Source organism: Jutongia huaianensis, from assembly GCF_014384985.1.
In the GTDB taxonomy this organism is placed as follows: domain Bacteria; phylum Bacillota; class Clostridia; order Lachnospirales; family Lachnospiraceae; genus Jutongia; species Jutongia huaianensis.
Window position 1 is genome coordinate 105872 of record NZ_JACRSX010000006.1, and the last position, 14526, is coordinate 120397.

The 14526-nt window shown below is 45.8% G+C and carries 12 protein-coding genes and 1 tRNA gene; 2 read left to right on the top strand and 11 right to left on the bottom strand.

Going from position 1 to position 14526, the window contains the following annotated elements:
* Nucleotides 1-82: 82 nt before the first annotated feature.
* The 6 genes from H8704_RS14240 to H8704_RS06825 form a co-directional block, all read right to left on the bottom strand.
* Nucleotides 83-2881, bottom strand: a complete 2799-nt coding sequence (locus H8704_RS14240) for a transglutaminase-like domain-containing protein (protein ID WP_249297760.1) — start codon at nt 2879-2881, stop codon at nt 83-85.
* A 172-nt stretch (nt 2882-3053) separates the two neighbouring features.
* Nucleotides 3054-4187 (bottom strand): DUF58 domain-containing protein, encoded by a 1134-nt coding sequence (locus tag H8704_RS14245; RefSeq protein WP_249297761.1) that lies wholly within the window; start codon nt 4185-4187, stop codon nt 3054-3056.
* A gap of 29 nt (nt 4188-4216) precedes the next feature.
* Nucleotides 4217-5164: an AAA family ATPase gene (locus H8704_RS06810; RefSeq protein WP_249297762.1), complete on the bottom strand. Its 948-nt coding sequence runs from the start codon at nt 5162-5164 to the stop codon at nt 4217-4219.
* A 26-nt stretch (nt 5165-5190) separates the two neighbouring features.
* Nucleotides 5191-5523 carry a hypothetical protein gene (locus tag H8704_RS06815; protein WP_249297763.1) on the bottom strand — a complete coding sequence of 111 codons (333 nt, stop codon included), beginning with the start codon at nt 5521-5523 and terminating at the stop codon, nt 5191-5193.
* A gap of 176 nt (nt 5524-5699) precedes the next feature.
* Nucleotides 5700-7127: an ATP-dependent Clp protease ATP-binding subunit ClpX gene (clpX, locus tag H8704_RS06820; RefSeq protein ID WP_249297764.1), complete on the bottom strand. Its 1428-nt coding sequence runs from the start codon at nt 7125-7127 to the stop codon at nt 5700-5702.
* A gap of 19 nt (nt 7128-7146) precedes the next feature.
* Nucleotides 7147-8805 carry a D-alanyl-D-alanine carboxypeptidase family protein gene (locus H8704_RS06825; protein ID WP_249297765.1) on the bottom strand — a complete coding sequence of 553 codons (1659 nt, stop codon included), beginning with the start codon at nt 8803-8805 and terminating at the stop codon, nt 7147-7149.
* 167 nt (nt 8806-8972) lie between these two features.
* Between H8704_RS06825 and H8704_RS06830 the strand changes: the two genes are divergently transcribed.
* Nucleotides 8973-9044, top strand: a tRNA-Arg gene (locus H8704_RS06830).
* A gap of 98 nt (nt 9045-9142) precedes the next feature.
* On the opposite strand, the gene H8704_RS06835 is transcribed toward H8704_RS06830, so the two are convergent.
* Nucleotides 9143-9799 carry a DUF4317 family protein gene (locus H8704_RS06835; RefSeq protein WP_330605858.1) on the bottom strand — a complete coding sequence of 219 codons (657 nt, stop codon included), beginning with the start codon at nt 9797-9799 and terminating at the stop codon, nt 9143-9145.
* A gap of 50 nt (nt 9800-9849) precedes the next feature.
* Nucleotides 9850-10935 (bottom strand): Fic family protein, encoded by a 1086-nt coding sequence (locus H8704_RS06840; protein WP_249297766.1) that lies wholly within the window; start codon nt 10933-10935, stop codon nt 9850-9852.
* 235 nt (nt 10936-11170) lie between these two features.
* On the opposite strand from H8704_RS06840, the gene H8704_RS06845 reads away from it, so the two are divergent.
* Nucleotides 11171-11794 carry an HAD family hydrolase gene (locus H8704_RS06845; RefSeq protein ID WP_249297767.1) on the top strand — a complete coding sequence of 208 codons (624 nt, stop codon included), beginning with the start codon at nt 11171-11173 and terminating at the stop codon, nt 11792-11794.
* Between the two features lie 15 nt (nt 11795-11809).
* On the opposite strand, the gene H8704_RS06850 is transcribed toward H8704_RS06845, so the two are convergent.
* From H8704_RS06850 to H8704_RS06860, 3 genes are all read right to left on the bottom strand, one after another.
* Nucleotides 11810-12553, bottom strand: a complete 744-nt coding sequence (locus H8704_RS06850) for a metallophosphoesterase (protein WP_022465741.1) — start codon at nt 12551-12553, stop codon at nt 11810-11812.
* Nucleotides 12554-12723: 170 nt separating this feature from the next.
* Nucleotides 12724-13086, bottom strand: a complete 363-nt coding sequence (locus H8704_RS06855; protein WP_022465742.1) for a P-II family nitrogen regulator — start codon at nt 13084-13086, stop codon at nt 12724-12726.
* A gap of 30 nt (nt 13087-13116) precedes the next feature.
* Nucleotides 13117-14334, bottom strand: coding sequence for an ammonium transporter (locus tag H8704_RS06860; protein WP_249297768.1), 1218 nt, complete (start codon nt 14332-14334; stop codon nt 13117-13119).
* Nucleotides 14335-14526: the final 192 nt, after the last annotated feature.

A 14526-nucleotide genomic window follows, 5' to 3' on the forward strand; every position in this document is an offset into this window, starting at 1 on the left:
GCAATTCTCGTTGGCTTCCCTCTACGCTACGAGCATTTTCCTATACACCAAAAAAGGCAAAACCTGCGTCTTGCCCTTTTATCTATTTCCGCTGCCAGCCCCGGATCACAACCGCATAAATTCTTCTCCGGGTCTTTGCCGAAGAAACCGCCCCCCGTTTAACACCACGGATCAGACGGACACATTCCCGAATCTCTTCCTTCGTACCACTCTCCCTGTCAAAGCGTGCTTTCTCCAACTGACGATAATACTTCTCAATCAATCCATCCTCCAGACCCTTCGGATAGATCTGTCCCAAAAGTCGGATATATTCCTGATCTGTCATCTGTCCCGGTCTGCCGAAGCCACAGCAGTGAAGCATCTGTTCCAGCTGCCGGTTCATCTCCAGCAGATATGCCCCTGCTCCATGGCATCTTTTCAGACGGCGTCTCCTGTGAAGCCGCTGGCTGTACCAGAGCAGCCAGATTACAAATACGATTGCCGCAGCGACCGTTGTTTTTATAAGAACAGCCCTAAGCTCCGGCGAAATCACATCCGGATGCTTTGTCTGTTTTTCCCCGCCGCCGGCATCCGAAGTGGCATCACCGTTTCCTTTTCCGTTTTCAGAAAGATCACCGGAATCATCCGGAAGGTCTGTCTCCTGTGGTTTGTCCGTTTTTTTCGGTTTCCTGGTCACTTCCGGCTCTGCTGTATCGGAAGCCGCCTTTTGTGTACTCTCCGGATCATCTTGCAAAAACGCATCATCCCCATCCGTATCATTTTTATTTAACGACGGATCCTGATTATTATTCAGACCACCAGACGAAGAACCTGTGACCCTTGCTGCTCCCGGCGTCATATCCGCCACGATCCAGCCTGCACCTAAGCTATAAACCTCCGTCCACGCATGGGCTTCCAGATCCGGCACCTTTGCCGTATAGGTTCCATCCCCATTGTCCACAAAATCGGACGCTGGCACACGATATCCCGATACATATCGCGCAGGTACCCCCATAGCACGAAACAGCACTGCTCCGGCAGTAGCATAATGTTCACAATATCCTTTCCTCTGTACGAAAAGAAAATTTTCCACATAGTCCGTTCCGATTTCTTTCATCTTTAACTGCTGGCTGTACTCTGTAATCTGTCCAAGATAACTTCGCAGATCATCAATAACAGCACTGGCTGTTGAAGTATAAAACGATTCATCTGTACTGCTTGTCAAAGTAACATAATTGTATTTCAGAATTTTCTTTGCAAGCGCCTTTGTTTTAGAAAGTCCCATCTGAGGAAGCTGCAGATCCTCATTCATAATATACTGATAATATCTTCCAAGATTCCGGTCTGAAACCTGTATATAATTGCTTGATCCTCCGATCAGCGGGTTATCAGCATCCCCCGTAGTTACTTTTCTTACTTTGTAAGATCCGTCTTCCATATTATAAAAAAGCATATCTCCACTGTTGAGTGTACCATCCGGGCTGTCCTCGTCACCCTGTTCATAATATGGGACATATCCTTTCTGGAGCAGGTCCGCATTTCCCATCATATATGAGGTTTCCCTGTCTGTCTTCTGCGTTGTGATCTCATAGCTTTTAACATCATCACTTCGACGGAATCCCCTGTCGTGATCCAGCATCAGAGTTCCCATAGATTTATTGCTTAGTTTCGAGTAATACGGAAAATAAGCAAAGGTCGTATTATTGTCCTTTGCATATTCTATTTTCATTGTAGCTGCATTTTTCTTTCCCAGCTTCTCGGAATTTTCTAACACATCATCAAGGGATTTGTCACTCTTATTAACAACGGAATACACCTGATACTCCGTATAATCCTGTGTAAAAAGCTGATAACATTTCTCCGAATCAAAATAACTGTCGAGCTTATCCTTCCTTGGATTACTCCATTTACCGTTTTCGTATTTGGTACCGATAAAGCCCCGCAGATAAATATCTTCCTCCGGTTTCTCGTCCATCGTAATGGTCAGCACCGTTTTCCCTGTGTAATTCGGAGAAGAATTGGTCATAATTCCCGGCTGCTCAACCCCCAGCAGATCCTGCAGCTTCTGTACCAGCTTTACGCCAAAATCCGTAATTTCGCTTTCTGCCTTATGCTGCACTTTTAAAAGCTTTTCCTCTCCCTGTAACGCTTTATCCTTCGTGGCTATGGAAACTCTGGCTCCCACGCCGAAAATGGCCAGTATGCACATAAGCATCGCCGGATAAAACAGCCAGTGACGCACCCCGGCCACACTGATCTGACGAAAATGTCTGGAGCCGCCCTTATGATGCCCGTCTACGCACATCTGCACCCCCAAAATACCTGCCATTAACAGGATCATCGCCGGAATCGTTGGTGTCTTTCCCAAAAGCAGCCCCGCTGCCACCAGCAGTGCCGGTGGCAGTGTTCCCAGAAACATTCCGTGACGGTGCACAAAGGCTCTGGACATCAGAAGTCCCGACAACAGCTCCAGATCCAGCAAAAGCCAGGTTCCACTGGCTCCGTGACGAGATGCTTCATAGGGATTAAATGCTCCCTTCATCTGATAGTAATACACACTCTGCCGATATGCCACCGCATCCCGCAATGTCACGAAATCCTTCTGCAAGTGTCCCATATATCGGATAGACAAAATCCCCCATACAAGCAATGTAAGCATCAAAAGAAAAGCGGCTGCCGGATATTTGATCACCGGTATTTTGAAACGATATTTCACGCGGTATTCTATCCGGCGAAATGGTGCTGCCGCCAGAAAGGAAAACCACAGTGATGCCACAGCCAGTGCCACCGCAAATTTATATAAACTTCCTGCTTTCAGGAATGCAGAATACACACAGAGATGCATTCCAAAAAGCAGCATGAAAAGACAGATCCCCTGCATAATAAACGGTTTTCTTTTCACAGTAATCCCCCATTTCTTTCTCAACTCGCAAACTTTGGGCCGCAGGCACAAATTTGCCGTGCGAAAAATTTTATTTTTCGCACTATCCTCCATTTCTTTCTCAGCCTGCAAATTTGGAGCCGCAGGCACAAATTTGCCGTATGAAAAAACTTAGATATATGGTTTTTTCATACTATACCACAAGCTCCTTTGCTCCCAGCTGGCGTTCAATATCCGAAACATCACCGCTGTAACGTGCTTCTACCTCACCGTTTTTCTTTAGTGTCAGTTCCGTGGTCAGCTCCAGACAGGTGACCCCCGGTGTTTCATGATACTTCTGACGATACAGCTCTTGCAGATCTTTTTTGTCGTGATATACCGAAAGCTGTCCCAGTTGAAACAACATCTCAAATATATTTTCCTCATTTTCAATACGATATCTGCAAACGTCACCTTTCCGGCTGTCAAACCATATCACATGATGACGGCATCCTTCTACAACCATAGAATGGCTGACCGACGCCAGAATCTGCAGATAACTGTCTCTTTGTGTTTCGTCTTTTCTACGATGTACGGCCGCCGGCTGATAGAGATCCAGATAGAAGTCCACAGGGCACCCCAAGGGCATGGACTGCTCCCTCACCATCATTTCCTCTGTCTTGGCCGACAGCTTCCAGTGAATACTCCTCAGCTTGTCCCCCGGCTGATAATCCCGGATCTGGAACACCTCGGATGGATCGTCTCCTCCCCGTTCTTTGGAATGTTCCTCACTTTCCCCGGCAAAATCACGGCTCTGGCGGCTCACCATCACCGGTACCTCGCTGATCCTCGGCAGGACCAGCAGCGTCTCCGGTTCCAATGCTTTCCAGTATTTTGCAGACAACGGAAGCGCCACAAGTCCCAGAAAATCATAGCACCAGACCCTGCTAATCTCCATCCGGATACTGCCTACACATCTGCTCTGATACTCTGCCTTGATCTTCGCTGTCTTTTTGCTGCCTGCCAATGCTGTATAAAACCAGGTTTTCTCATCCTTCTGTCCCATAGGCAGCTTTCCCTTTACCTGCACAGCCACCCTGCCGCCAATCGGGAATCCCCCGGTAGTCACATGCAGCATTACCGGCGTTTTCTGTCCCTGCTCCACCACCGGGATCGGCAGTTCCATACGAATACTCGTATGACGCACCGCCGGAATCAATGTCAGCAGCAAAAAAACAGGAAGTGCAAGTTCGACATAAAACAGCATTAAAAAACTGGTACTTCCGTAAAGCACAGCCGTATATATCGTTGCTGCGATCACGATCAAATAGGTAATTAATCTTTTCACGTTAATAACCAGACCTTTCCCACTCGCCACTATTTTCTTACTTTTGGCGTCCGAACACTTTCCATAATCTGCCCCAATACCGTATCTGTAGTAACATGACCTACACGCGCCTTGGAATTTAATACCAGACGATGACCTGCTACCGCCGGAAATACCTCTGTCACATCATTTGGCACAACAAAATCACGGCCGGATAAAAATGCGGCTGCCTTTGCCATCTTTGCCAATGCGATAGTTCCACGGGGACTCATCCCCAGCTCCACAAGAGAATTCTCTCTTGTCGCTCTTGCCAGATCAACAATATACGCATAAATCTCATCGTGAAGAAAAACATTCTCCACCTCTGCCTGTATCATAGTCAGCTCCTGTGCCGGAATCACTCCCTGCACATCACTCAGCTGCATTCCATTACTTCTGCCTTTGGCAATGGCAATCTCATTCTCTGCATCCGGATATCCCATGGTCATACAGATCATAAAACGATCCAGCTGGGACTCCGGCAAAAGCTGTGTTCCAACACTTCCCACCGGATTCTCTGTGGCAATTACCACGAAAGGCTCCGGCACGCGCCTTGTCACACCATCCACTGTGACATTCCCCTCTTCCATAACCTCCAGCAATGCCGACTGTGTCTTTGGGGAAGTACGGTTGATCTCATCTGCCAGAAACAGATTGCACATGATCGCTCCCGGCTGATAAACAAAGGCTCCCTGCGCCTTATCGTACATAGAAAATCCCAAAATATCTGCCGGCAGTACATCCGGTGTAAACTGCATACGATGGCTGTCCATCTCCATAGCACCTGCAAATGCCATAGCAAGTGTTGTTTTTCCTACACCGGGAATATCATCGATCAGAATATGTCCCCCTGCCAAAATTGCAGACATGGCAAGCTTGACACATTCATCCTTACCGATCACTACCTTTTTTACCTCATTCATTACTGCATATGCTTCCTGAAAATATCTCTCGTCCATTAATTTAACACCAACCCTTTCTCCGTTTATCGAACTCCAGCCCCCGTATCTATAATCCCGAACATTACACCCTGTCCGAAAAGCTCCAGACGCGGCTGTCTGCGAGCCATGGCAATCCCTGTTTCCTCCAGCATCTGCGCAGAGCTTAAAAGACCAAAACATCTGGGGATCTCCAATTCTGCATTCCGACGGTTGCTGTCCACCTGCGCTCCCTCCAGATATACAATCGCGAACCGGGAGCTTACCAGCTGATAGCACTCTGTTTCATACTGTTCCGGCACCAGCTCCGGCCGGTTGCCGTACTCCACAATATAGTCCTCATACTCTTCAGAATAAATTTTGTCCTGACAATCCAACACATTCCCTCCCGGATTAAACTGATGCCACGGATTGCTCCATTGCCATGCAATTTCCGCAATCCTGCAAACACCTGTGATCCCGCATATTTGCAGGCAAATCTGCTTCCTGCCGGTGTTTCACCCTTACATCATTATCTTATGCAAAAGCCTCATATCCCGTGACGGAATATAATGTCTTAATCCGGACGCTGCGTCAGTAACGTCGCTTCGCCGCTCTCTCTCATCTCGATCTTCGGCGATCCATGATGCTCAATATAATCCTTTGTGATAGTCACCCTGCCAATAAGATCATCCTTCGGGATCTCATACATAATATCCAGCATAAACTCCTCTATGATCGCCCGAAGTGCTCTGGCACCTGTCTTTTTCTCTGCCGCCTTTTTTGCAATGGCCGCTACTGCCTCCTGATCAAACTGCAGATCTACCTCATCCAGCAGAAGAAGCTTCTGATACTGCTTAAGGATTGCATTTTTCGGCTCTGTCATAACTCTTGCCAGCATCTCCTCTGTCATTGCCTGCAGCGAAAAGATCACCGGCAGACGTCCCAGAAACTCAGGAATCATACCAAATTCTCTCAGATCCTCTACCGTCACCTTAGACAAAATATTTTCATCCTTGTCATAAGTATCCGACAGCTCTGCCTGAAAACCGATGGACGCCTGACTTGTCAGACGTTTTTTAATAATCTTGTCAAGCTCCGGAAATGCTCCACCACAGATAAACAGAATATTTCGGGTATCTATCGTGGTCATCGGTACCATGGCATTTTTGTTGGTGGCCCCCACCGGCACCTCCACCTCGCTGCCCTCCAGAAGCTTCAACATCCCTTGTTGTACCGACTCACCGCTGACATCACGGCTGTTGGTATTACGCTTTTTCGCAATTTTATCAATCTCATCAATAAAGATAATACCCTGCTGTGCCTTCTCCACATCATTGTCCGCTGCTGCCAGAAGCTTTGATAAGACGCTCTCCACATCATCACCAATATAACCTGCTTCTGTGAGACTGGTAGCATCTGTGATCGCCAGAGGTACCTGCAGGATCCTTGCCAGTGTCTTAACCAGATAGGTCTTACCACAACCGGTAGGTCCCACCATCAGAATATTGGATTTCTCAATTTCAATCTCATCCATGGTATCTGTCAGAACGCGCTTATAGTGATTATAAACTGCTACAGACATTACCTTTTTGGCATAATCCTGTCCGATCACATACTCGTCCAGATGCTTTTTAATAATATGCGGAGCCGGAAGATGGCGGATATCTATGATGCCTTTCGTATCTCCGTTTTCTCCCTCCCCCTTCTCTGCCTTCGGTTCTTCCTTCTTTTTCTTTTTTAACTTCTGATTCTGGGGAATGTCCTCAAATCCGTTTGGCCCACCGGTAAACATATCCATATATGGCGGCATGCCTCCCATCATCCCCGGAAATCCATTCATATTCCCCATGGAATCAAATGTTTTCTGCATACAATCTGCGCAGATGCAGATATTATTCGGAATATGAATCATCTTGCCTGCTTTGCTCTCCGGCCGCCTGCAAAGATAGCAGACCTGCTCATATTCGGAATTGTCATTCTGGTTGTTATTATCTTCTGCCATAAAATCCTATACCTTTCTGTTATTTATCAAAATCATAAAAACTTCTTCCAAAGCTTTCCCTTGTTTTCTTACGATTCTTTTTCATTTTTCTTGCGCTGATGCTGCTGCCACTGTCGGACATCTTTGCTCCGGTTGTGCGGCGGCTGCTGGTATAATCTGCCCCACGGCGTCTGCGTCCCTTCCGCTTGCTTGCCGAGAAGGAACGACGGCTGTTTAAGGACATACCCCCTGAGGCCCGGCGGCTTCTCGTACGGCTTCTGCGCTTACGCCGGGAATTCATCCGGTAATTGAGTACCAGCAGAACGATCAGAAGGATCACTAATGCTGCCACGATCACCAGAATGACTCTGTCCCGGAAAAAGGACACCATATTATAAAAACTGTATTTAATTCCGGACAGCTTCTGCAGGATCACCGCATGCTTTTTATTGTTGGTCTTAATCTGCCTGATCTCGGAATCCACGATCCGGCGGGATGCTTCATCCAGATGTGATGCCGACTTGGTGCTGTCATAAATGATATCCGTGGAACCCACCATACGTCCATCGTATGTGTATTTTACAGTTCCGATCACATTCTCGCCATCCTGCAGCTTCACCGAATTGTCATACTGGATCTGCTGCTTTGCCTTCCTGAGTGCCACTCCCTTCGGAAGGATTACTGCGGACTCTGCAGACAGACGGAGCGGGGACTGATCCGCATTAAAATAACTGTCGAAAGTATTGAACAGGTTTTCATTGACGTCACTGTTCTCACCATTGACCGCATGCTTGGAAAACTTCTCAAATGCGTAATCCAGAATCCTTGTGGTATCTGTATACTCATTTGGCTCCCCCTGCTTTGGGCTGTTACCCTTCATGATAACAGACACAAGCTGCATGCCATCCTTTTCCGCAAAGGTCACAAGCGTAGAATGTGCCATGGAAGTGTAGCCCGTCTTGCCACCGATCACATAGTCCTTCTCATAACGGCTGCTCGTTTCATAACCATTGATCATCTGATGATGGTTCAGAAGCTGGCCTCCGAGGATCTCGCTGGCTTTTCTCTTATTCGTTGATTTCACCTGATATGTTCTGGTGCCACAGATTTTCTGGAAAGAAGGATTCTTCCAGGCCTCTCTGGCGATACATGCCATATCATAGGCAGACGTATAATGGTCGTCATTGTGAAGTCCGTTGGGATTCATAAAATGGGTATCCTTAAGCCCAAGCTGTGCCACGCGCTGATTCATCATCTCCACAAACTTGTCCACACTTCCCGCCACATGATCGGCTGCTACCAGACACATTTCATTGGCAGACTGGAGCATGATGCCATAAAGCACCTGCTCGATCGTGAACTTCTCCCCCGGCACACAGTACATAGAGGAGCTGCCGGTCTCAATGCCGTGGGCTTCCGCCTCTGTAAAAGTGACCACATCACTCGGTGAGCTGTTTTCCAGGGTAAGAAGTGATGTCATAATCTTTGTGATACTGGCCGGATAGTGCTTTTTATGAATATTTTTTGAATAAAGCACCGTTCCCGTAGAAAGCTCCATAACGATAGCAGACGCACTGCTGAGACTTCCTTTGTCCGGTCCCTTAGGCCATTTTGCAGCCGCCTGTGCTGTAGAACTGCAGATACTTCCCACCATGATAATTCCCGCCATCAAAGCGGCAAATATTCTCTTCCTTTTCATCATAAACCTCATTTCTGAATTTTATATAATTTTCATCTCTGTGCCAGAGGCACAGCCTTCCAATGATCTGTTTCACCGCGTACTGTCATATAAGCACACTTGAATATAAGTATAATATTATTTGCATGAAAACGCAACTTATGTTATACTTGTCGTCGATATGGATTGTTTCCTTAGTTAAATGGATATAACGGCCCCCTCCTAAGGGGCAGTTGAGGGTTCGATTCCCCCAGGAAACGCTGAAAAGAGTGCGGGCGAGATTTCACCTGCACTCTTCTTTCATTATTCCGTTATTTCCATTTCTTCCCACTTTCATTTAAAAATTGAAGATAGTATTTTATTGTCCCTGTGATTCTCCCGCCTGTTTTATCCCCAGCAGCTCCATTAACCCCTGTCCTGCTGCCGCCCCCGGCACGGCCTGAAAAACATTGATAAACCGGCTGTCACTGCTCCGGTTGCGAAATGCCGGATAGAGAAATCCACATTCCGGCTCTCCCGGCTCGTAATCCTCCTCCAGAGAACAAACAATCCCCACCAGAAAATCGTAAATCTCCTCGGACTCCCACTGGCTGGCACCATCCGTGCCCTTCCGCGGAATGTCATATCCACCGTAAAACATATACACGGCACACCCGCCGCTTTCATGGAAATATTTTCCTGCTTCCTCGTAAAACATTTCCAACAGGGCATCATTTTTCAGCTCACTCTGATTTAACGACAGGAGCAGCTTACGCATGCTGTCATCCGTCATATCCTGTCTGCGGTACGGATACTCCTTTAGCTGTACATTCGTTTCCGCAAAGGGCACCGCCTTGGCAAGTTTTATATTTTTGTCCCGTTCGGACGATGTCAGATTCAGAAAATGCTGGTTAAAGGTGCCGTCAATATAGCCCTCCTCGTCCAGATAAGCTCCTGCAATACGGGCAAAGCAGTTTCTTTTGACTGTCATACGTCTCGTCAGCTCCAGCATATCCTCCCGGTTTATCATACCCATGGTTTATAAATCCTCCGTTTCTTTATAAGCTCCCCGATCCATCGTCATTTTCATCCCCATAAATTGTCGGTACCTACAAAAACATCATAAATTCTTTTGTATTGAAAACCCTTTTTATTTACGGTATCATCAGGAATCACAATTTTTAATTCCACCAATTGATTGATGATATTAGACGCACTGTTATATGATACTCCTGACATTTCCTGTACTTCCTTTTTCGTAAAAACAATCTGCTTCATGATCACCGGCATGATCCGATATACTGCAGTCCCCTTTATCACCTCAATAGACTGCATATCTTCTTTATAAATATTTTTGATCCGCTCCAGCTTATAAATGTAAGCATTACATTGCTCTATGACACATTGCAGAAAAAACTTAATATATCCCGCTGTATTTCCTCTTCTACATTCCATCAAGTATCTCTGATAAGACGGTTTGTATAATTCTAAAATTTCTGACATATACAAAATAGGAGTTCCCGACTCAAATAATGCCATCTGAACCGGGATCAATGCTCTTCCCAAACGTCCATTGCCGTCTTTATATGCATGAATCGTCTCAAACTGCATATGTGACAATGCAATGTTGATCAGCAACGGGTCAATAAATTCATCATTCATATATTGATATAAGTTCACTAATAACCCATAAACTTCCTCGGGTGCAGGCGAGACAAACGCTGCATTTTCCATACTGCAGCCTCTGGGTCCGATCCAGTTTTGTGTGGTTCTAATCTGTCCCGGAGTTTTCATAGACCCCCGTACGCTGTCCAAAATCAGCTTGTGCATGTTATTTACAAGCTCATAATCAATCTGTCCTGCAGACTTTAAATAAGTAACTGCATATTCCATTGTCTTCTTCAGATTCTGAATTTCCCGGTTCTCATCTGTTTTCTCCATATATTTTAAATAAAACATTTCATCCTGAGAAATCTGGGTTCCCTCAATCTGTGTTGATTTGTAACTCTCATTCAAAAGAACCGAATCCAGAAAAAAACTGGCATCAAACTCCAATGTATGAAGCAAGGACTTATATTCTCCGTATTTCTCATTTGCTTCCGAAATAAGCCTTAGCATTTCCTTATCAATCGTGTATTCCAAAGGCATCTTTTTTGCCTGAAATGGCTGCATAAAATCACCCCTTTTTTCATATATTACCACATTATTCTGAAAAAAATCACTAATTTTTCAAAAAACAGAAATTTTTCATTAAAATCCCAAAGATTTTCACTATATTTTCAAAAAACTGAAATTATATCTTTACGAACACACCAAAAATGTATTAAGATGAAAAAAACAGTTTTTTATGCGCAGAAATATAATATTATATTACAAATTTTTGATATATGAAAGGATGGTATGTTTTATGGAAATGACAAATATAAAAAATTTTATTTTTGATATTGGCGGTGTCCTTCTGGAATACCGCTGGGCGGATATGCTGATGGATCACGGACTTTCCAGAGAAAACGCCATTGCCATCGGAAACACGATGTTTAACGATCCTCTGTGGTCCGGCATGGATCTTGCTGCTGCCGGAGAGGAGCAGTCCATTATCGAAGCATACCGTAAGAAATACCCGGCATACGGTGATACGATCGCCTGGTTCATTAACCACTGCGAATATATGCATGTACCCAGAAAAGATGTCTGGGAGCGGGTACATACTCTGAAGGAGCTGGGATATCCTCTTTATCTGCTGTCCAATTATCCGGAGACCATGTTTCACAAGCATACCGACGATGCTCCGTTCCGACAGGACATGTCCGGCGGCGTGATCTCCTATGAGATCAAAAAGCTTAAGCCTTATCCTGAGATTTATCAGCACCTTCTGCAAAAATACAATCTGATCCCGGAGCAATGTCTTTTCTTTGATGACCGTGCCGAGAATACGGAAGGTGCCAGAAAGCAGGGCATTCACGCCATTACTGTCACCTCCCGCCAGTTTTTGATAGAAGAATTGGACAAAATAATAGCAGCAACGAAATAATCCTCATTGCTGCTATTATTCTAATCTGCCAATCTCATCAAAAATGCAGTGACATTTTTCTTCTTCAAAGCTGACATTGACATGCATATGTCCAAACATCCACGCTTCAAACTCTGTGGTATTTTTGATCTCATCCAGATAATCTGTGAGATAATCCTTTGCATAGAAATCCGGATATCCATCCATCTGCTCCAGAATAGAGGAACATGGACTATGAGTAATGATATAGTCCACCTTATGATCGTGAGCGGCAAGATTCTTTAGCCCCTCCTCCATCTCCTCCTCGGAAGGAAGCTCCCGTTCCCACCAGGACAGATGATTGATCCGGAACATTTTTCGCATCTTATACCAGCTCTCAATCCTCTCATCATCCGGCTCCAGCACGCCATCCGGAATGTCGTGGCAGCTTGCTCCGCCAAAGGTAAAAAAGCTTCTGTCATTTATATCAAAAATCTGTCCTCTCATCAGGTGAATCACAGATGGCCGGATAAAATTAACCTTTCCTCCGTGCCACTCCTCCACCGGCAGATTGTCCAATATATCATAATTACTGTGGTTGCCCGCCACAAAAAGCGTAGTGAACTTTTTATTCTCTAACCAGTCCAGATTGGCATGCTCTCTCGGACTGTCATCCCAGATGCCAAAATCTCCACAGACGATCACATAATCATCCTTCGTCAGCTCCACTCCCTCCGGAAAAACATAACGGTTCAGCCTGCTTTTCCAATCGCCGTGAGTATCGCCTGTTACAAATACCATCTCCATCAGCCCCCAATTTTATTTACACCTGTGTGTCAAATTTGAGTCATATATTCTATTATACATGTATTCTTCTTAAAATGCTACCAAAAAATACTTGAAATATGATGAATAAATGCGTACATTTCTCAAAAAATGGGGGAAAATCACATCCGCAAGGGATCTTTATATTATTCCGTCTGATCCGCAGCCCACACAGCCTTTGGTCCATGCTCTCCGGTACGGATCCGCACCACATCCATCAGCTCATAAACAAAAATCTTACCGTCTCCGTGCTCCCCGGTATGTGCTGTTCGGCAGATAGCATCTACCGTACGCCTTGCCCACTCCTGACTGGAAACCACAATTTCAAATTTCACCTTAGGAAGAACATTGATGTCCACGTCGTAGCCTCTCACCTTCTCCTTATATCCCATCTGTGTGCCACAGCCCATCACCTGTGAGATTGTCATTCCGTGAACCTGCAGCTCCTGCAGGGCATCCTTGACATCCTCCATTTTATCTTCATTAATAATCGCATCGATTTTGATCATAATCCTAACCTCCTGATTTTCTTTAACTCCCTAATCCAATCCGTTAAAGGACGGATATGCACTTTCTCCATGCTGGCTCTCGTCCAGTCCCACTCTCTCGTCATGCTCTGATACACGCAGCGGAGTAAACAGCTTGACAACAGATGCACAGATCAGCGTTCCGACAATAGCAACTGCGATCGTTGCCACAATGCTGATGATCTGCGCCAGGAACAAACGGTAATCACCGAAGATCAATCCATCCCAGCGTGCCACTCCATTGATAGACTTCTGTGCAAAAATTCCGGTTGCGATACCACCCCAGATGCCACCGACACCATGACATCCAAATGCATCCAGCGCATCATCATAACCAAAGTGCTTCTTTACTACGGACATCATAAAGTAACAGATCGGACTCACTACGATACCAATAATGATCGCGGACCACAGCGGCACAAAACCGGCACCCGGCGTAATGGCTACCAGACCAAGTACGGCACCTGTACAGGCACCGATCACGGTCGGTTTGCCATCACGGATCATATCGATCACCATCCATGAAAGCATTGCACAGGCTGCAGAGGTGTTCGTCGTCATAAATGCGTGAACAGCCAGCCCATTTGCCCCCAAAGCACTTCCCGCATTGAAGCCGAACCAACCAAACCACAGAATAGAAGCTCCCAGCAAAACAAACGGGATATTGTGGGTACGGTATGCGGTCTTTTCATATCCGCGGCGCTTGCCGAGCATCAGGGAAAGCACCAGACCGCTGACACCGGAGCTGATATGTACTACATTCCCTCCGGCAAAATCCACAGAACCCAGCACTTCACCGAGAAGACCTCCTTTGCCCCATACCATATGAGCCATCGGGAAATATACAACCAGAAGCCACAGAGCAATAAAAGCAAATAACGCTTTAAATTTCATTCTTCCGGCAACAGATCCGGTGATCAGTGCCGGGGTAATAATAGCAAACATCATCTGAAATGCAGCAAACAATAATGCCGGTATGCCGTCCGCATAAGCTCCGGGCTCCCAGCCTACATTATTCATACAAAAGCTTTTCAGATTACCGATCACACCACCGCAGTTGCCGCTAAAGGAAAGAGAATATCCCACCAGCACCCACATCAGGGAAGCAAGTCCCATAATAAAAAACGACGAAATCATTGTATTTAAGACATTTTTCCGGCGAACAAGTCCTCCATAGAAAAATGCCAGTCCCGGCGTCATAAAAAATACAAACGCCGTTGCTATCATCATAAATCCAGTATCTCCAGAATTCAACATATCCGTACCACCTTTCTGTCCATCACCATTCTCCTGTTTCTATAGTTACGATAGGATTGCGCATTCCTGTCCGAGCTTCATGCCTTCCAAAATAATTCTTAACCGGATTATTTCTTTTTAAGAAAACAAAAAAGGCACTTCTATCTAAAAAATAGAAGCACCTTC